At 65.7% G+C, this 17,426-nt stretch carries 17 protein-coding genes; 10 read left to right on the forward strand and 7 right to left on the reverse strand.

What is annotated here, in order from left to right:
* Positions 1-10: 10 nt before the first annotated feature.
* Genes era through lepB form a run of 3 tightly spaced genes read right to left on the reverse strand, consistent with a single transcriptional unit; the run spans position 11 to position 2,423 of the window.
* A complete protein-coding gene (gene era, locus AAEO60_RS05135; RefSeq protein WP_341672567.1) occupies positions 11-907 on the reverse strand; it encodes a GTPase Era in 897 nt (298 codons plus the stop codon).
* Positions 904-1,575, reverse strand: coding sequence for a ribonuclease III (gene rnc / locus AAEO60_RS05140; protein ID WP_341672569.1), 672 nt, complete (start codon positions 1,573-1,575; stop codon positions 904-906). The genes era and rnc overlap by 4 nt, the downstream gene beginning before the upstream one ends.
* The gene (lepB, locus tag AAEO60_RS05145) at positions 1,572-2,423 is read right to left on the reverse strand and encodes a signal peptidase I (protein WP_341672570.1); all 852 of its coding nucleotides are present in this window, start codon (positions 2,421-2,423) and stop codon (positions 1,572-1,574) included. The genes rnc and lepB overlap by 4 nt, the downstream gene beginning before the upstream one ends.
* A gap of 217 nt (positions 2,424-2,640) precedes the next feature.
* Between lepB and pgi the strand changes: the two genes are divergently transcribed.
* From pgi to AAEO60_RS05160, 3 genes are read left to right on the forward strand one after another with little or no spacing between them, the layout of a single operon-like run.
* Complete coding sequence (gene pgi / locus AAEO60_RS05150) at positions 2,641-4,155, forward strand: glucose-6-phosphate isomerase (protein WP_341672571.1); 1,515 nt, start codon at positions 2,641-2,643, stop codon at positions 4,153-4,155.
* A gap of 24 nt (positions 4,156-4,179) precedes the next feature.
* Positions 4,180-4,590 (forward strand): hypothetical protein, encoded by a 411-nt coding sequence (locus tag AAEO60_RS05155; RefSeq protein ID WP_341672572.1) that lies wholly within the window; start codon positions 4,180-4,182, stop codon positions 4,588-4,590.
* On the forward strand, positions 4,590-5,717 hold the full coding sequence (locus AAEO60_RS05160) for an oxidoreductase (RefSeq protein WP_341672573.1): 1,128 nt from the start codon (positions 4,590-4,592) through the stop codon (positions 5,715-5,717). The genes AAEO60_RS05155 and AAEO60_RS05160 overlap by 1 nt, the downstream gene beginning before the upstream one ends.
* On the opposite strand, the gene AAEO60_RS05165 is transcribed toward AAEO60_RS05160, so the two are convergent.
* Both AAEO60_RS05165 and AAEO60_RS05170 read right to left on the reverse strand, forming a co-directional pair.
* Complete coding sequence (locus AAEO60_RS05165) at positions 5,714-6,934, reverse strand: MFS transporter (protein ID WP_341672574.1); 1,221 nt, start codon at positions 6,932-6,934, stop codon at positions 5,714-5,716. The genes AAEO60_RS05160 and AAEO60_RS05165 overlap by 4 nt on opposite strands.
* 11 nt (positions 6,935-6,945) lie before the next feature.
* Entirely contained in the window at positions 6,946-8,169 is a 1,224-nt protein-coding gene (locus tag AAEO60_RS05170) for a hypothetical protein (protein WP_341672575.1), read from the reverse strand.
* A gap of 321 nt (positions 8,170-8,490) precedes the next feature.
* Between AAEO60_RS05170 and AAEO60_RS05175 the strand changes: the two genes are divergently transcribed.
* The 4 genes from AAEO60_RS05175 (at position 8,491) to AAEO60_RS05190 (ending at position 12,785) form a co-directional block, all read left to right on the forward strand.
* Positions 8,491-9,924: a DEAD/DEAH box helicase gene (locus AAEO60_RS05175; RefSeq protein ID WP_341672576.1), complete on the forward strand. Its 1,434-nt coding sequence runs from the start codon at positions 8,491-8,493 to the stop codon at positions 9,922-9,924.
* A gap of 92 nt (positions 9,925-10,016) precedes the next feature.
* On the forward strand, positions 10,017-11,045 hold the full coding sequence (locus tag AAEO60_RS05180) for a M14 family metallopeptidase (protein WP_341672577.1): 1,029 nt from the start codon (positions 10,017-10,019) through the stop codon (positions 11,043-11,045).
* A 104-nt stretch (positions 11,046-11,149) separates the two neighbouring features.
* Positions 11,150-12,496, forward strand: a complete 1,347-nt coding sequence (gene gorA, locus AAEO60_RS05185) for a glutathione-disulfide reductase (protein WP_341672578.1) — start codon at positions 11,150-11,152, stop codon at positions 12,494-12,496.
* Positions 12,497-12,527: 31 nt separating this feature from the next.
* Complete coding sequence (locus AAEO60_RS05190) at positions 12,528-12,785, forward strand: hypothetical protein (RefSeq protein WP_341672579.1); 258 nt, start codon at positions 12,528-12,530, stop codon at positions 12,783-12,785.
* 7 nt (positions 12,786-12,792) lie between these two features.
* On the opposite strand, the gene aroB is transcribed toward AAEO60_RS05190, so the two are convergent.
* Together aroB and AAEO60_RS05200 are read right to left on the reverse strand one after the other, a co-directional pair.
* Complete coding sequence (gene aroB / locus AAEO60_RS05195) at positions 12,793-13,899, reverse strand: 3-dehydroquinate synthase (RefSeq protein WP_341672580.1); 1,107 nt, start codon at positions 13,897-13,899, stop codon at positions 12,793-12,795.
* The gene (locus tag AAEO60_RS05200) at positions 13,890-14,465 is read right to left on the reverse strand and encodes a shikimate kinase (RefSeq protein WP_341672581.1); all 576 of its coding nucleotides are present in this window, start codon (positions 14,463-14,465) and stop codon (positions 13,890-13,892) included. Before AAEO60_RS05200 ends, aroB begins: the two co-directional genes overlap by 10 nt.
* 95 nt (positions 14,466-14,560) lie before the next feature.
* Between AAEO60_RS05200 and AAEO60_RS05205 the strand changes: the two genes are divergently transcribed.
* From AAEO60_RS05205 to AAEO60_RS05215, 3 genes are read left to right on the forward strand one after another with little or no spacing between them, the layout of a single operon-like run.
* On the forward strand, positions 14,561-14,686 hold the full coding sequence (locus tag AAEO60_RS05205; RefSeq protein WP_341672582.1) for a hypothetical protein: 126 nt from the start codon (positions 14,561-14,563) through the stop codon (positions 14,684-14,686).
* Positions 14,683-16,536 carry a hypothetical protein gene (locus AAEO60_RS05210; protein WP_341672583.1) on the forward strand — a complete coding sequence of 618 codons (1,854 nt, stop codon included), beginning with the start codon at positions 14,683-14,685 and terminating at the stop codon, positions 16,534-16,536. Before AAEO60_RS05205 ends, AAEO60_RS05210 begins: the two co-directional genes overlap by 4 nt.
* A 4-nt stretch (positions 16,537-16,540) precedes the next feature.
* On the forward strand, positions 16,541-17,419 hold the full coding sequence (locus AAEO60_RS05215; RefSeq protein ID WP_341672584.1) for a tyrosine recombinase: 879 nt from the start codon (positions 16,541-16,543) through the stop codon (positions 17,417-17,419).
* The last annotated feature ends 7 nt before the right edge of the window (positions 17,420-17,426 follow it).

Genomic DNA, 17,426 nt, shown 5'->3' on the forward strand with positions numbered 1-17,426 from the left:
CCGGACCTTCCTACTTCACCCAGTCCAGCCCGATTTCCTCGTAGATCTCGCGGTTTTCCGCCCACTTCTCGTCCACCTTCACGTGGAGGAAGAGGTGCACCTTCTGGCCGAGGATCTCTGACAGCTCCTTGCGCGCGGCCTCGCCGATTTCCTTGATGCGGGCGCCGCGCTTGCCCAGCACGATCGGCTTCTGGCTGTCGCGCGAGATCACGATCTGCTGGCGGATTTCCACCGAGCCATCAGGGCGCTGGGTGTAGCTCTCGGGCCGCACGGCGGCATCGTAGGGCAATTCGTCGTGCAGCTGCGCGTAGAGCTGCTCGCGCGTCACTTCGGTCGCCAGCAGGCGCTCGGAGGCGTCGGAAACCTGGTCTTCCGGGTAATGCCACGGACCTTCGGGCATCATGGAAGCGAGCCGTTCCTTCAGCTCGGGCACACCGTCGCCGGTGAGGGCGGAAATGAAGAACACCTCGCCGAACTCGACCTCGCCGGTCAATTCCTGCGCCAGTTCCAGCAGCGGCTCTTTCTTCGACACGTCGACCTTGTTGAGGACCAGGATCTTGCGTTCCTTGCGGTCCTTCAACTGCTCCAGCAGCGGCATCAGTTCATGGCGACGCTGCTTTACCGGGTCGACCACCAGCAACACGGCATCGGCGGCAACGGCGCCTTCCCAGGCGGCGCTCACCATGGCGCGGTCCAGCCGGCGCTTGGGCGTGAAGATGCCGGGCGTATCGACCAGGATCATCTGCACCTCGTCATGCAGCGCAATGCCCATCAGGCGCGCACGCGTGGTCTGCGCCTTGGCGCTGGTGATGGCGACCTTCTGGCCGACCAGCTGGTTCACCAGCGTGGACTTGCCCGCGTTGGGCGCCCCGATAACGGCGACGACGCCGCAATGCTGCTGGCTCATCCGAACTTCTCCATGAACAGCCTTGCGGCTTCTGTTTCTGCGTCGCGCTTGCCGCTGGCCGTGGCCTCGACTTCGCCGACCTTGTGCACGCTCACCTTGACGGTGAAGCGGCGAGCGTGGTCCGGGCCGCTGATGCCGGTGACTTCGTAGTGGGGAGGGCGGCGCTGGTTGCCCGCCGCCCATTCCTGCAAGGCGCTCTTGGGATGCTTGTTGCGGCCGGTCGAGCCGGTGAAGGCGGGCTGCCAGATTGCGCGGATCAGGTCGCGCGAGGCATCGAAGCCGGCCTCGAGGAACTCCGCCCCCAGCAAGGCCTCCATGATGTCGCCCAGCACGTTGTCGCTGTCATGCGCGCCGTCTTCGCGCGCCTGCTTGCCGAGACGTACGTGCTCCGCAACATCGAGCGAGCGTGCGCACTGGGAGCAGACGCTCTTGCTGACGAGGGCATTCAGCCGCTGCGCCAGCTTGCCTTCCGCACCGTCGGAATGGTCGTAGAGCCAGTCCGCGATAGTCAGGCCCAGCACGCGGTCGCCGAGGAACTCCAGCCGGTCATAGTCGCGCGCTTCGCCGGTGCTGCCGTGGGTCAGCGCCTCGTACCACAGCGCCTCGTTGCGCACCGTGAAGCCCTTTGCCTCCAGCCACCGACGCGTTTCGGGTTCGAGCGCGGTCATATGCCTTGGAACATCCGGCTCCAGCGCGCGGCGGAGAACCAGGTCCACGGCTTGACCCATTCGGCGTGGCCGTCAGTCGACCAGTACATGAAGCTCGCCTCGGCCACGAGGTTATCCGTCGGCACCAGACCGACCCAGCCACCCGAGACGGAGGCACGGCGGCTGTCCTGCGAGTTGTCGCGGTTGTCGCCCATCATGAAGACATGGCCATCGGGCACGATCACCGGCGCGGTGTTGTCGACACCCACCACGCCCAGTTCCAGCACGTTGTACTCGACCCCGTTGGGCAGGGTCTCGTGGTACTGCGGATAGCGGCAGGCGGGCGTGCCATCGTCCAGCTGCATGGCGAAGCGGCCATCGTAGCAGCGGCCTTCGGGGCGCACGGGGATGATGAAATCTTCCACCTGCACGCGGTCCACGGCCTCGCCGTTCAGGTGCAGCACGCCGTCGATCATCTGCACGGTATCGCCCGGCAGACCGATCACGCGCTTGATGTAGTCGGTCTCGTCGATCGGGTGCTTGAAGATCACCACGTCGCCGGGATCGGGGAGGCTGGAGAACAGCCGGCCTTCGCCGATGTCGGGCGACAGCGGTAGCGAATAGCGCGAATAGCCGTAGGACCACTTCTGCGCGAACAGGTAGTCGCCCACCAGCAGACGCGGCATCATCGACTCGCTGGGGATGTTGAAACTGGTGAAGAAGAAGGTGCGGAAGATCAGCACCACGATCACCAGCTTGACCAGGAACCAGCCGAAGCTCTTCCAGTCTTCCTTTTCCTCCGGCTTGCCAGCCTTGGCGGGCTTGGAGGCTTGGGGTTCGTCGATCTCGCGGATGTCTGCTTCGCTCATGGTCCGGCGTCATGTTGCGGTGTGTTGCTGGCGTCAAGCGCCTAGGTGGGGTGGACCGTGAAATCCGGCAAGGTGTTACAGGTGTGACAGTGTCCTGGGGCAAATAGCCAAACCGCGCGAAATGGGTCGATTTGTGCGGCGCAGCAGGGCATGATCGTGTCCGATTCATCGTCGTGGCGGCTAGTCGCGAACGACATGTGTAGGAAAGGACATACCCTTGCCCCTCAGCCGTGACGAAGCCTGGAAAGCGCTGGCGCTGCATCCCGATCCGACGCTGGCCGAGCTGTTCGATGCCGACGAGAACCGCGTGGACAAGCTTTCGACGCGGCTGGAGCTGGGCGAGACGGGCGTGCGCTTCGACTGGTCGAAAACGCACCTGACCGACGGCCTGCTCAAGGATTTCGAGGCATTGGCAGAGGCATCGGGCTTCGCCGAGATGCGCGCCAAGATGTTCGCGGGCGCGGTGGTGAACCCGACCGAGGGGCGCGCTGCCGAGCACACCGCCCTGCGCGGCGTGGGCAAGGAAAGCTCGGTCGAGGAAGCCGAGGCCCTGCGCCACCGCATGAAACTGCTGGTGGAGGCGATCCACCAAGGCGTCCTCGGCGAAGTGAAGCACCTGATCCACGTCGGCATCGGCGGCTCTGCGCTCGGTCCGGCGCTGGCGGTGGACGCCCTGGCGCGCGACTTGCCGATGGTGGACGTGCACGTGGTCTCCAACATCGACGGCGTGGCGCTGGAAGAGGCCTTCGAGGCCTGTGACCCGGCGACGACCATGATCGCGGTGGCCTCCAAGACCTTCACCACCACCGAAACCATGACCAATGCCCAGTCGGCGCTCAAGTGGCTGGCAGACAACGGCGTGGATGACCCGACGGGCCGCGTGGTCGCGCTTACCGCCGCGCCCGAGAAGGCGGTCGAATGGGGGGTGGACGAAACGCGCATCCTGCCCTTCGCCGAAAGCGTGGGCGGGCGCTACTCGTTGTGGTCCTCCATCGGCTTTCCCGTGGCCATGGCGGTGGGCTGGGACGAGTTCGAGGACATGCTGGCCGGTGCTGCCGCCGTGGACGCGCACTTCCGCGATACCGACGGCCGGGCAAACCTGCCGCTGCGCGCGGCCTTTGCCGACCTGTTCTACTCGCGGCTGAAGGGCGCGCAGACCCGCGCCGTCTTCGCCTATGACGAGCGGCTGCGCCTGCTGCCCGACTACCTCCAGCAGCTGGAGATGGAATCGAACGGCAAGAGCGTGACCGTGGACGGCGAGCCCGCCGGTCCGACCGCGCCGATCACCTGGGGCGGGGTGGGCACCGACGCGCAGCATGCGGTGTTCCAGCTGCTGCACCAGGGCACGCACCTCGTGCCGATAGACTTCATCGCCAGCGTGGAGGCAGGCGACACGCTCGACGCGGCGCACCACCACATCCTGCTGATGAACTGCTTCGCCCAAGGTGCCGCGCTGATGGCGGGCAAGGCGAGCGACGACCCGCACCGCTCCTACGCCGGCAACCGCCCCAGTGCGACGATCCTGTGCGACGATATCGACGCGGCGACCTTCGGCGCGCTGGTGGCCTTCCACGAACACCGCACCTTTGCGGCAGCGGTGATGATGGACATCAACCCCTTCGACCAGTTCGGCGTCGAACTGGGCAAGGAAATCGCCAAGAAGATCGAGAAGGGCGGGGAGAAGTTTGACGCGAGCACCGAGGCGCTGCTGAAGGCGGCGGGGGTTGGGTGAGCGAGTACGAGAGGTACGGTTGTGATGCCGTTTTCTGAACGCGTAAAAGCGATGGAAACTATCGATCTGGTCCGCATTGCGCGCGCGCCGGAGTCCGAAGGTTTCGAACCAGCGATGGTTGAGGCGGCAACGGCGGAGCTAACCAGTCGCGACGTCTCAGAAAGTGAGTTGGTGGAAATCGACTATGAACTCGACGATCTCAATACTTTCGAAGAATACCAAGCCGAGAAGCAACTTGGGCCTGTTGGTTGGGTGCTATTTGTTGTGCTCGCACCGGTAATTCTACTTCCCCTGTTGGCTATCGCGGCGGTGAGAGGCGCCGTCGGTTATGAAACGTGGAGTAGGCAGGCTACCAAGGCGACTGGGATCGGGATCGGCGCTTATTTCCTGCTGATTGGAATCCTGATTGTCGCCGATCTCGCGACTAGCCGGTAATGACATCCCCCCTCTTCACCCCCTTCCACCTCAAGTCGCTCCACCTCGCGAACCGGTTCGTGATGCCTGCCATGCAGCGCGGCATGTGCGAGCAGGGCAGGCCCAAGCCCGAACTCGCGGCCTATTACGCGCGGCGGGCGGAGGGTGGCACTTCGCTCATCATCGGCGAGAGCGCGGCGGTGGATCATTCCTCGGCGACGGTGCAGCCGACCTCGGCGCATATCAACGCCAGCACCGCCGACGCGTGGAAGGCCTGCGTCGACGCGGTCGGCGAGGCGGGTGGTACCATGTTTCTGCAACTGTGGCACGAAGGGGCCATGCGCACCGACGGGCAGGCGCTCAGCGCGTCCGGATTAGCTTACCCGGGTAAGCAAAGCGGCCGCGCGGCGACTCTGGACGAGCTTTCCGAAATCCGCGACGCCTTCGTACGCTCGGCGCGGATCGCACAGCAGGTCGGCGCGGCAGGTGTGGAGGTCCACGCGGCACACGGTTATTTCCTCGACCAGTTCCTCTGGGCCGGCAGCAACCGCCGCGACGACGGCTACGGCGGCGACGACATTGCCCACCGCGCGCGTTTCCCCGCCGAGATCATCGGGGCCATTCGCGAGGCTTGCGGGGAAGACTTCGTCATCTCCATCCGCTTTTCGCAGTGGAAGGAGGCCGATTACGGTGCCCGCGTGGCCCAGTCACCTGCCGAACTCGAAACAATGACCCGCATGTTTGCCGATGCCGGTGCGGACCTTCTCCATGCCTCCAACCGCCGTTTCTGGGAGCCGGAGTGGGACGGCGACCCGCGCAACCTGGCGGGCTGGGTGCGCGAAGTCAGCGGCTTGCCGTCGATCACGGTCGGTTCGGTCGGGCTCGATACCGACGTGATGGACACCTTCACGCAGGACGCCGAACCCGGCGCGCGCGTGGCCGAGGCGATTGTCGACCTCGAACAGCGCCTGTCAGCGGGCGAGTTCGACCTCGTCGCCGTGGGCCGCGCGCTGATCGGCGACCCCGACTTCGTCCGCAAGATCGAGGCAGGCGACTACGACAAGGTCCGCACCTTCCAGCGCGCCGATCTCGGCCAGCTGGAATGGGACATGTCGATCGTCGAAGAGGCGCACGCAGTCGCTGGTTAGTTCCGTGCGGGGGCCTCGTGCGCGGGCATGGTCAGGAACAGCCCGAGCAGCGGCAGAACGACCATGACCCCGCCGGAAGCCAGCAGCGCCTCGGCCACGCCGAAATTCTCGGCATAGTGCCCCCATAGCCACGCGCCCGCTGCCAGCCCGCCGAATGTGACTGCGCTCGCCAGCGCGACTGTGCGTCCGACCACTTCTTGCGGTGCCCAAAGCTGGGCAGAGACGGAAAAGCCAGACAGAGCCTGCACCCATCCCGCGCCGCCTATCACAAGCAATGCCAAGGTCGGCACGAGGCCCGGTTGTCGTGACACGGCGATCACCGCGAGCCCGTAGACCAGGCCTGCTGCGCGGGTGATGGCCTCGGCGCTGAAACGCTGGCGGAACGCAGTGGCACTCGCGGCGCCGATCACCGCGCCGAGCCCGAGTGCGCCAAGCAACAGCCCGTAGGTCGTCGGGCCCTGCGCCAGCATCCGGTCTGCCACCAGCGGCATAAGCGCCCAGGCCGCCGCGCCAGACATGGTGAAGGCCAGGGCGCGCAGGAGGATGGTGCGAATTTCACGCGTGGCCACCGCATGGCGCAGCCCTTCGGCGACCATGACATGCAGCGGCCGTCGTTCGGGCAGCGGTGCGGCTTGCGGCCGCCAGCGCAGGAACAGCGCAATGGCCAGCACATAGCACCCTGCATTGACGAGGAAGGCTGCGCTCGCCCCGCCCATGGCGACGATGCCCCCGCCAATCGCCGGCCCGGCCGCCCGCGCGGTGTTGAAGACGAGGATGTTGAGCGCCACCGCTGCCGCCAGCTGCGCCGGGGCAACGGTCCCGCGGATGCTCGCGCCCGTCGCCGGGCTCATCGTGGCGATCCCGCAGGCGAGCAGGGCAGTCAGTGCGATAATTGCCCAGGCCGGGGCATTCCCTCCCCATGCCAAAGCGGCCAGCAGCAGTGACAGCAGCAGCATCACTACCTGTGCCGCCAGCACGATCCGCCGCCGGTCGTGCATGTCGGCCCATGCACCCGCCGGCAGGGCTAGCAGGAGGATCGGCAGGTTGAGTGCAGTCTGCACCAGTGCCACCACATCTGCGGGCTGGCCATCGGCAGTAAGTTGCCACGAAGCGCCGACCGCCTGCACGGCGTTGCCGAGGTTGGCCAGCAGTACGCCTGCCATGAGCAGGGCAAACATGCCGTTGGCCAGGGGTGCGAATGTCCGCGAGCCTTGCATGGGCCGGGTCCCTAGCTGACGGTCATGCCGAAATACATCACCGCCAGCGCGCCCATCACGGCGATGGCCGTCAGGCAGATCGCCTTCATCGCCATGCTCGGGCGGGCCTCGTCGGGCAGGTCGCAGCGGGTCACGACGAGGTAGTTGAGCAGGGCGATCAGCGGGGCGACCACGAAGGTGGCCGAGGTGACGAAGTCGAGGAAGACGGTGAACTCGCTCATCAGTGTGAACAGCGCCACCACGGACAGACCCACCAGCACAATGCACGACCACAGGTAGGCGCGCTTGCTGACCTCCTCGCCCTCGCGGCCCTGCCACACGGCAATGGCGACGGGCAGGGTGCGGCAATAACCGTCGACCGCGGCGATCACCGTGGTCAGCATCACCGACAGCGCGGCAATCGCGGCGAGCACGGCAGCGCCTTCGCCCAGCGCCTCGCGGTAGAGGTTCACCAGCTGCGCGGCGAAGCCCGGCGCGTCGCTGACCGGGGCAATATCCTGAGCGTGCATGACGCCTGCGCCCATGATGCAGAAGCACACGGCCATGAAAGCGGTCATGATGTAGGGCCAGCGGAAGCTGCTGCGCGCCTCGTTCATGGTCGGATGGGCCTCGGGCGGCAGGGTATGGTCCGCCTCCACCTTCCACACCGAGACGATCACCGAGACGTCCATCGGGTTGGGCATGAAGCCCGCCAGCGCGACGATGAACAGCAGCGCCATGCTTTCCTGCGTCCAGGTGAAGTCCACGACGGTGCCCCATTCGACGCGCGGGAGCACCATGGCGGTGGTGATCAGCGTGGAGACGACGAGGAAGGCCAGCATCACCGCGTTGACCCTGTCGAGCAGGCGGTAGCCGCCGAACAACAGCAAAACCGATGCCGCAAGCAACACTAGGCTGGCCAGCATGGGGACGGAGAGGAAGGGACCGAAAATCGCGCCGATGATCCCCGCCGTGGCTGCTGCCAGCGCCGCCCAGACGATCGGCACCAGCGGGATCACGGCGATGAGGAACAGCGCCAGCGCCCACAGGCCCAGTTCGCGATAGCCGGTCAGCAGCGATTGCCGCCGCGCGTGGCTGAAGTCGATCCCGAAGCGGAAGGCGGGGTACTTGAGCAGGTTGGCCAGCAAGATCACGGCGATCAGTGCCGCCCCGAACATGGCCCCCGCGCGGGTCGACTGCACCAGGTGCGAAGTGCCGATGGCCGCACCCGTAAACAACAGGCCCGGACCTGCCATGCGCCGAAATATGCTAGCTTTCACCGGCAATCCCCCAATCCCAGTTGGCGGAAGTGGTGCGCGCTCGCAGTCACACAGGCAAGTGAAATGATATTACGCCTGCGTGTAACGATTGACTTTTCCGCCGCTCTGCACCATATGCCCGCCATCGAAGCGCGCGCCAGCGTGAAGCGGTGGTGGCGAGACAGCCACCAACCCCGGCAGCCCTTCGGTCCTTTTTCCCAGACTTCCCTTTTCACGCGGGCGGTTTTCAAACCCCGCGATGGCGCGCGCCTGTCTGGCTGCGTGCTCACCGCATATATTGCGAGTTAGATACACATAATGACGACTACTTTTGACCAGCTCGGACTGTCGCAGCCCGTACTCCAGGCCCTCGACATGAAGGGCTATGCCGAGCCGACCCCGATCCAGGCGCAGGCCATTCCGGCCGTGCTCGAAGGCCGCGACCTGCTCGGTATCGCGCAGACCGGCACCGGCAAGACCGCTGCCTTCATGCTTCCCAGCATCGACAACCTGCGCAAGGCCGACAACCAGATCCCGTTCAAGTCGTGCCGCATGCTGGTGCTGGCCCCCACGCGCGAGCTGGCCGGCCAGATCGCCGAGAGCGCCAGGGATTACGGCGCGCTGGCTGGCCTGAAGGTCCACTCCATCGTCGGCGGCACCTCGGTGAACAAGGATCGCAACAAGCTGCACCGCGGCTGCGATATCCTGGTCGCCACGCCGGGCCGCCTGCTCGACCTGGTCGACCAGAAGGCCTTCAACCTCTCGGGCGTGGAAATCCTCGTCCTCGACGAGGCGGACCAGATGCTCGACCTCGGCTTCATCCATGCCCTGCGCCGCATCAGCGAGCTGGTGCCGCAGGACCGGCAGACGCTGTTCTTCAGCGCCACCATGCCGAAGCAGATCAAGGAACTGGTGGGCAAGTACTGCCACAACCCGGTCACCGTCAGCGTCACCCCGCAGGCCAGCACGGCAGAGCGGATCGACCAGTACCTGTTCATGGTGCAGGCCGACGAGAAGCAGACGCTGCTGGAACTGATCCTGCAGGAAAAGCACCCCGTTCCGGGCAAGTTCGAACGCGTACTGATTTTCACCCGTACCAAGCACGGTGCGGACCGCGTCGTGAAGCGGCTGTCGCAGTGCGGCATCCCGTCGAACGCCATCCACGGCAACAAGAGCCAGCCGCAGCGCGAACGCGCGCTGAGCGAGTTCAAGAGCGCCAAGACCCCGATCCTGGTCGCCACCGACGTCGCTGCGCGCGGGATTGACATTCCGGGCGTGTCGCACGTCATCAACTATGAACTGCCCAACGTGCCCGAACAGTACGTCCACCGTATCGGCCGTACCGCGCGTGCGGGTGCCGACGGGGTGGCGATTGCCTTCTGTGCCGAGGACGAACGCGCCTACCTGAAGGACATCAACCGCAACACCGACGCCGAGTTCGAGCGTCTGCCGCTGCCGGATAACTTCCGTGCCGTGGTCGAAGGTGTCGGTCCGACCAAGCCTGCCCCCAAGCAGCAGCGCCAGCGCGTGCAGCCCAAGCCGCGCGGTGCCTCTGCCGAGCGGGCCAAGCAGGGCAATCGCGGTGGCGGTCAGCGTGGCGGTGCAAACCGTGGCGGTCCCCAGCGCGAAGGCGAAGCCGCCCAACGCCACGGCGGCGGTCGCGGCAAGCCGGGCGGACAGCGCCAGGGCGGTGGCCAGCGTCGCGGAGGCGGCGCGCGTCGCGGTCGCGGCGGCAATGCCGGTAATGGCTAGGGTTCAAGGCTAGGGTTCAAGGCTAGTCGAATCTTAACTATGGCCCCCTTAGACCAAGCGCGAGTTTAGCACGCGCGAGGGCAGTTTTCGGGATGATCAGGAGCAAGACCACACTGGTTGTGGGTGCAGGCGCGGCGTCGGAGCTGGAATTGCCCGACGGCGCGGACCTGCTCGTGCGGATTACCCAGAATTTCGACTTCCAGCGCCTTGGCACGGACCTGCAAACCCCGGACATGGTGGCACTGGCCACCGTGTTCGAGAAGGTCGCGCCCAAGTTCGATACCAAGCCCGGCAAGCTGCAACAGGCCGCGCAGACCATTCGCATGGCTGCGCGCATCAGCAACGACATCGAAGCGATCCTGGAGCAGCACGGGCACGATCCGCTGGTGCAGGCCGTCGGTCGGCTGGCGATCGTCTATTTCACCCTGCAGGCAGAGGCCGTGTCTCCGCTGGAGGCAGAGCCGCGCGATCCGGGCGACATGCCGCTGCGCGGGACCGAGAACTGGCTGTACCACTTCGCTCGCGCGGTGGTGAACGGGGTGCCGCGCGCCAAGGTGGAAAGCTGCTTCGACAATCTCTCGGTCATCAACTTCGGTTACGACCGGTCGATCGAGCACTACTTGCCGTGGGTGCTGCAGATGTCCTTCGGCATGTCGCTAGGCGAGGCGCAGGCGCTGGTGGCCGAGAAGCTGAACGTGCTGCATCCCTTCGGTCAGGCGGGCCGCCTGCCGTGGCAGAAGGGCGTGGGTGCCGTAGCCGAATGGGGCGCGGAAAAGCCCGCGAAGTTCGACCAGCTGGCCGCCTGCCTGCACAATGCCTCGGAGCGGATGGAAGATCGCACCTTCAAGCAGACGCTGCGCGGAGAAATGGCCAAGGGACGGCGTCTGGCCTTCCTCGGTTACGACTTCCAGCCGCTGAACACCGCCATGATGTTCGAACAGGCCATGGGTCACAATCCGGACGTGCTGGTTGCCCTGCCGCAACAAGGCATGGCGACCCCTGAGGCCGTGGCTCCCGTTCTGAAACGGACCATGGGCATTTCCGAGGATTCGTTGCTCTGCCTGAACCAGGGGCACTCGTGGCGCATGCTGCGTGATTTCTCCCTCTTCCTCGAAAGCTGAAGTAGGCCAGGCCCAAAAAACGCTCTTGCTGAAACCCTTGCCGCGGTGCGGTCGAATGGGCATGTGCCATCCCCACGACCCCACAGCAGGAGCTTCCGCCCCCGATGTCCGAATACGAATACGACCTTTTCACCATTGGTGCCGGATCGGGCGGAGTCCGCGCCAGCCGCATTGCCGCGGCGCACGGGGCCAAGGTGGCCATAGCCGAGGAATACCGGCTGGGCGGCACCTGCGTCATCCGCGGCTGCGTGCCGAAGAAGATGCTGGTCTACGCCAGCATGTTCGCCGATGACCTGTCGCATCCCGAAAACTACGGCTGGACCATTGGCGAGAAGAGCTTCGACTGGCCGACCCTGCGCGACTTCGTGCAGAAGGACGTCACGCGGCTGGAGGGCCTCTACGGCAACACGCTGGAAAGCCACGAGGTGGATACCTTCAGCGAGCGCGCCGTGGTGACCGGCCCCAATTCGGTTAAGCTGGCCAGCGGGCGCGAAATCACCGCGCGCAACATCCTGATCGCCACCGGCGGCCGTCCCCACATGCCCGATTTCCCGGGCGCAGAGCATTGCCTCAGCTCGAACGAGATTTTCCACGTGGAAGACAAGCCCAAGTGCCTGATGGTGGCTGGTGGCGGCTATATCGCGATGGAATTCGCGGCGATTTTCAATGCGCTGGGCAGCGAGGTTACCGTGGTCAACCGTACCGACCGCATCCTGCGCGCCTACGATGAGCAGATCGTCGACCGAATGCTGCACATCGCCATGGGCCGCGGCATCGACTTCCGCATGCATTCGCTGATCGAGAGCGTCGAGAAGCTGGATGATGGCCGCCTGGAAGTGGACCTCGGCGATGCCAACAAGGTGACGGTGGACCAGGTGCTGATCGCGGCGGGCCGGACGCCCAACACCGAAGGGCTCGGTCTGGATAACGCCGGTATCGAACTGGGCAAGAAGGGTGAAATCCCGGTCGACGAATACAACCGCACCAGCTGCCCCAGCATCTATGCCGTGGGCGACGTGACCGATCGTGTGGCGCTGACGCCCGTGGCAATCCGCGAGGGCCATGCCTTTGCCGATACCGTGTTCGGCGACAACCCGCGCACCGTCAACTACGACGCCATCCCCAGCGCCGTGTTCAGCCAGCCACCGCTCGCCGGCGTGGGCCTGACCGAAACCGAAGCGCGCAAGCAGTATGGCAACGTGAAGGTCTATTCGTCCGACTTCCGGCCGATGAAGAACATCTTCAACCCCCACGCCGAGCGCGGGCTCTACAAGATGGTGGTGGAAGAAGTGTCGGAGAAGATCCTCGGCATCCACATGATCGGCCCGGAATCGCCGGAGATCATGCAGGTCGCCGCCGTGGCGGTGAAGGCCGGGCTGACCAAGCAGGCCTTCGACGACACCATCGCCTTGCATCCCTCGATGGCAGAGGAACTGGTGCTGCTGAAGTAGCGGCGAAACTCAAGTTTTTGTCCAAAGTGTGATGCACATCATCGAACGCCTGCCCTCAAAGTGCATTATGCGCCTTATGGACTGGTTTTCGATCGCCTTTGTCGGCCTTGCCGTGTTTGCTGCTGGCCTCTGTGTGCACAGGGTCTCGCGCGTGCGGAATGATCCGGACAATTGGGTCATCGATCCGTTTACGAAAAACCTGCATTTCCAGAACTGGGCAGAGGTCAGTTATGCCGGTTTCGTCTTGCTTCTGAGTTCGGGCGTGATCGGGATTGCCGTCTTCGTCTGACTGCGCGTCAGCCCTGCAATTCCTGTGTGAGGAAGTCGGCCACGTCGCTCATTTCGACGCTGCGATCAAGGAAGGCCTCGCCAATATCTCGCAGCAGGATGAAGGGCAGGGTGCCCGCATCCATCTTCTTGTCGTGTGCCATGTGGGCAGCGAGGTCTGCGCCGGTGCAGCGCAGCTGCAAGGAGGCGATCTCCGACGGTAGTCCGGCAGCAGCGATGGCCCTAGCAACGCGGCCTGCGTCAGCAGCCGACAAGTAGCCGCGCCGTGCCGAATAGCGGGCCGCCAGCACCATGCCGAGCGCCACGCCCTCGCCGTGCAGCAGGCGGTCAGAGAAGCCGGTTTCCGCCTCCAGCGCATGGCCGAAGGTGTGGCCGAGGTTGAGCAGGGCGCGCGTGCCACTGGTCTCGCGCTCGTCTTCGGCAACGATCCGGGCCTTGGCTTCCACGCTCTTGGTAACGGCATATTCCAGCGCAGCGGGATCGCGTCCGGTCACCTTTGCGCCATTGGCTTCGCACCAGTCGAAGAACGCGGCATCGCCAAGGATGCCGTACTTGATCACCTCGGCATAGCCGGCGCCCATTTCGCGCGGGGGCAGGGTGCCGAGCGTCGCCGTGTCGGCAATCACCAGTGCGGGCTGGTGGAAGGCACCGACGAGGTTCTTGCCCGCGCTGGTGTTGATCGCGGTCTTGCCGCCCACGCTCGAATCGACCTGCGCCAACAGGGTGGTGGGCACCTGCACGAACCCGCAGCCGCGCTTGAGCACGGCGGCGGCAAAGCCGGTGAGATCGCCGATCACTCCGCCGCCCAGCGCAAAAATGTGATCGCCGCGCTCCACGCCGCGTTCGAGCAGCCAGTCGGCCAGCTTGGCCAGTACGTCCCAGCTTTTGGCGCCTTCGCCCGGATCGGTGATGAACCATTCCACGCTGACCCCGATCTCGGCCAGTGCGGCTTGCAGTCGCGCGCCATGATGGCGGTGCGAATTGCGGTCTGCCACGGCGGCCACGCAGTCCTTGCGGATGAAGTCGCGGGCGAGGGTGCCGGCCTGCTCCAGCAGATCCGCACCCACCTGTACGTCATAGCCGCGGCCGGCCAGTTCGACGCGGATTACAGCCATTTGTCGAGTTCCTCGAGAATACGTCCCACCGCGCGGGCATGGGGTCCGGCGTCGCTGGCAACATGGATGGGGGCCTGCGAATAGCTCGGCTCACGCTCGTTTTTCATGCGCACGACGATCTCGCGCGTGTCGCTGCCTTGCAGCAGCGGGCGGCGATCATTGCGGCTGACGCGTTCGACCAGGGTCTCCACGTCGCTGTCGAGCCAGATGGCAATCGCCCGTTCCAGGATCAGCGCGCGGGTTTCGTCCTGGACGAATGCGCCGCCGCCCGTGGCTATCACGCAGTCACTTGCGTCGTCTTCCAGCAGCCGCGCGATCACGCGGCGTTCGCCATCGCGGAAATAGGCCTCGCCAAACTGCTCGAAGATTTCCGGGATCGTCATGTTCGCCGCTTCGGAAATCTCGTCATCGGCGTCGATGAAGTGCATGCCCAGCGTTGCTGCCAGCTTGCGGCCGACCGTACTCTTGCCCACGCCCATCATTCCCACCAGCACCAGCGGACGGTCGATCCGCTGGCGAATGGCGCGGATCGTCGCGTCATCGGGGAGGGGCGAGGCAATGGTCATTGCCGCAAGGCCTATAGTTGGGCTAACCGCGCTGGCAAGCTTGCGCTGGCAATGCGCGGCAAGAAGGATAGGCTGGCAAGGTGTCGAAACGCCTGATGACTTTTTTGATATTCCTCGTGATTGTGCTGGTCGTCGGTCTGGTCGTCGCCTGGTACGATGGCGGCCAGGAGGAACAGCGCCTGATTACCCAGCCGGTAGACATGTCGGAGATCCGCTCGTGAAGCGAACCCTGTTGCTGATGGGCGGCGCGGCCCTGGCGCTGTCGTCGTCGCTCGCGCTCGCCAGTGGTCCGGAAGACCTGCTGCCGCCGATGTTCCGCGATCCGCCACCGCCACAACAGCCGGTTCGGACGCCCACACCCGCGCCCACCGGGGAACGGCCTGTCGCCCCTCCGCGGGTGACGACTCCCAGTGCGCCCAGTGGTGGTGCCGTGGTCCAGCCGGTGCCCTCGGCTCCCGTCGCGCCCACGGCTTTCGTCCTGCCCGAAGGTTTCCCCACGCTGGAAGAGCTGGAGGGAATGGAAGGCGACGAGATCAACGAAGTCCTCGGCCTGCGTCCACGCTTCGATATTCCCGCCGCTGCCCGCCGCGCGGTAGAGCGCGTGGGTGTGGTCAACAGCGCCGAAGGTGGTTTCCCGGCGCGCTCGCTGGAGGGCCAGCCTGCCGCGCTGGTGCGCGCTGCCTTGCAGGCGAGCGACGGACCGATCGTATCGCGCTGGGGCCACATCCTGATGCGCCGCGTCCTGGCGAGCCGCCTCGACGCGCCGCAAGGCCTTGATCCGGTGGAATTCGCTGCCCTGCGCGCGCAGGCGTTGGTGAATATGGGCGAAGGCTCAGTGGCCCGATCGCTGGTGCAGGATGTCGACGGGTCGGAATACAATGCCGCCCTGACCGGCGCGGCTTTCGATGCCTACCTCGCCACGGCCGACATCCTGGGCATGTGCCCCGTTGCGAGGTTGCATTCCGATCATCGTTCCGACGGCGAGTGGGAACTGCTGCAGGCGATCTGCTCTGCCTATCTTGGCGAGGCACGCAGTGCTGAACGCGAGCTGCAGCGGGCGCTGGGTACAGGCGTCGCCGAAGAAATCGACGTGCGCCTGGCGCAGCGATATGCCGGTGCTGCCGGTAACGCCGGCCGCGCGGTGAACATCGAGTGGGAAGAGGTCGGGGAACTCACTCCCTGGCGTTTCGCGCTGTCGCGTGCGCTGAGCGCGGACATGCCGGCGGAGCTGCGCGCCAGCGCCAGCCCGGCGTCGCGCTATGCCATTTACGACGTGCTGATCCCGGCGACACCGCTGCTGGAGCGGGTGGAGGCGGCGAAAGTCGCTGGCGGACGCGGCGTGCTGTCGTCTGCCGCCATGGTCAGCCTCTATTCGCAGCTATGGGTCAGCGATGCCTATGCCGCCGGCGACAAGGGGCAGGCTGCATTGCTGCGCGAGGCCTATGTCGCCAATTCCGCTGCGGACCGCCTGACCGCCATACGACAGCTGTGGGACGGCGATGCGGGGTATGGCGGTATGGTGCTGACAGCCTATGCCGCTGCGCGCATGCCGGTGAGCGAAGACCTGGTCGACGATGCCGCGCCACTGATCGCTTCGATGCTCGCGGCGGGACTTGATCGCAATGCCCTGCGTTGGGAGAGCGTCGTGCCAGCGGGCAGCGAGGCCTGGGCCCTGCTGGCACTGGCGCAGCCGACCCTTAATGGCGCCGTCAGCGGCGGCGCGGTGGACGAATTCATCGACAACGACGAGAGTACGGACCAGCGCAAGTCGGCCTTCCTGGTGGCAGGCCTTGCCGGACTGGGCCGCCTTGAAAGTGGTGACGTCGGCGAGTTTTCGGGCCGCCTCGGCCTGAACCTCGAGCGCACCAGTGCATGGAGCGCGAAGATCGATCGGGCGGGCGAGTACGGCAATGCTGCGCTCGTCGCCTTGCTGGCCGGGCTGGGCATGCAGGGCACCAGCTGGGACCAGATGACCCCGCGCCACCTCTTCCACATCGTGCGCGCGCTGGATGCTGCGGGTCTTTCTGCCGAAGCCCGGATGATCGCCGCGGAGGCGGTCGCGCGCAGCTGACCCCATGGCGGCAGCAATCGACAGCTTCCTCGCCATGCTCGCTGCAGAGCGCGGTGCGGCTGCCAATACCCTGGCCGCCTATCGCCGCGACCTCGAAGGCAGCGAGGAAGTGGTTGGCGATCTCGAAACGGTATCGCGCGAGGAACTGGGCAAGCTGACCGGCGCTTGGGCGAGCCTTGCGCCATCCACCGTCGCGCGGAAGGTCTCGGCGCTGCGCCAGTTCTACGGTTTCTGCCTCGACGAGGGGCTGCGGCAGGATGACCCCTCCGCCGCCTTGCCACGGCCGCAGGCGCGTCGCCCCTTGCCGAAAGTCCTGTCGCACGGCGAAGTGGAAGCCCTGTTCGACCGGCTCGAGGCCGAAGCGGACGAGGGCAGGCCCGAAGCGCTGCGGATGCTGGCGCTGGTGGAGCTGCTTTACGGTTCGGGCCTGCGCGCGACCGAACTGGTGGGCCTGCCGGTAGCTGCCGTGCCGCGCGATGCGCCGTTCCTGACGATTACCGGCAAGGGCGGACAGCAGCGCATGGTGCCGGTGTCGCGCCGCGCGCAGGCGGCCATTGCGCGCTGGATGGAGGTGCGTCCAGACGGATCGCCTTTCCTGTTCCCCTCGCGCACCGGCCATCTGTCGCGGGTACGGCTGTTCCAGCTGGTGAAGGCGTTGGCGGGCAGGGCGGGAATCGATCCCACCAAGGTAAGCCCTCATGTCCTGCGCCATGCCTTCGCCACCCACCTGCTCGAGGGCGGGGCGGACCTGCGCGTGCTGCAGACCCTGCTCGGCCACGCCGATATCGCCACCACGCAGATCTACACCCACGTCGATTCCGCGCGCCTCGTCGCGCTGGTCAACGAACGGCATCCTCTTGCGGGCGGCGGCAAGGGCGGGTAGCGGCTTC

It is taken from the genome of Aurantiacibacter gilvus (assembly GCF_038289935.1).
Taxonomy (GTDB): Bacteria; Pseudomonadota; Alphaproteobacteria; order Sphingomonadales; family Sphingomonadaceae; genus Alteraurantiacibacter; species Alteraurantiacibacter gilvus.

Excerpts from the sequence above, each read along its gene's own strand:
- era (WP_341672567.1), bottom strand. The coding sequence starts at position 907 with ATGAGCCAGCAGCATTGCGGCGTCGTCGCCGTTATCGGGGCGCCCAAC.
- rnc (WP_341672569.1), bottom strand. The coding sequence starts at position 1,575 with ATGACCGCGCTCGAACCCGAAACGCGTCGGTGGCTGGAGGCAAAGGGC.
- lepB (WP_341672570.1), bottom strand. The coding sequence starts at position 2,423 with ATGAGCGAAGCAGACATCCGCGAGATCGACGAACCCCAAGCCTCCAAG.
- AAEO60_RS05155 (WP_341672572.1), top strand. The coding sequence starts at position 4,180 with ATGCCGTTTTCTGAACGCGTAAAAGCGATGGAAACTATCGATCTGGTC.
- AAEO60_RS05160 (WP_341672573.1), top strand. The coding sequence starts at position 4,590 with ATGACATCCCCCCTCTTCACCCCCTTCCACCTCAAGTCGCTCCACCTC.
- AAEO60_RS05165 (WP_341672574.1), bottom strand. The coding sequence starts at position 6,934 with ATGCAAGGCTCGCGGACATTCGCACCCCTGGCCAACGGCATGTTTGCC.
- AAEO60_RS05170 (WP_341672575.1), bottom strand. The coding sequence starts at position 8,169 with ATGGCAGGTCCGGGCCTGTTGTTTACGGGTGCGGCCATCGGCACTTCG.
- AAEO60_RS05175 (WP_341672576.1), top strand. The coding sequence starts at position 8,491 with ATGACGACTACTTTTGACCAGCTCGGACTGTCGCAGCCCGTACTCCAG.
- AAEO60_RS05180 (WP_341672577.1), top strand. The coding sequence starts at position 10,017 with ATGATCAGGAGCAAGACCACACTGGTTGTGGGTGCAGGCGCGGCGTCG.
- gorA (WP_341672578.1), top strand. The coding sequence starts at position 11,150 with ATGTCCGAATACGAATACGACCTTTTCACCATTGGTGCCGGATCGGGC.
- AAEO60_RS05190 (WP_341672579.1), top strand. The coding sequence starts at position 12,528 with ATGCACATCATCGAACGCCTGCCCTCAAAGTGCATTATGCGCCTTATG.
- aroB (WP_341672580.1), bottom strand. The coding sequence starts at position 13,899 with ATGGCTGTAATCCGCGTCGAACTGGCCGGCCGCGGCTATGACGTACAG.
- AAEO60_RS05200 (WP_341672581.1), bottom strand. The coding sequence starts at position 14,465 with ATGACCATTGCCTCGCCCCTCCCCGATGACGCGACGATCCGCGCCATT.
- AAEO60_RS05205 (WP_341672582.1), top strand. The coding sequence starts at position 14,561 with ATGACTTTTTTGATATTCCTCGTGATTGTGCTGGTCGTCGGTCTGGTC.
- AAEO60_RS05215 (WP_341672584.1), top strand. The coding sequence starts at position 16,541 with ATGGCGGCAGCAATCGACAGCTTCCTCGCCATGCTCGCTGCAGAGCGC.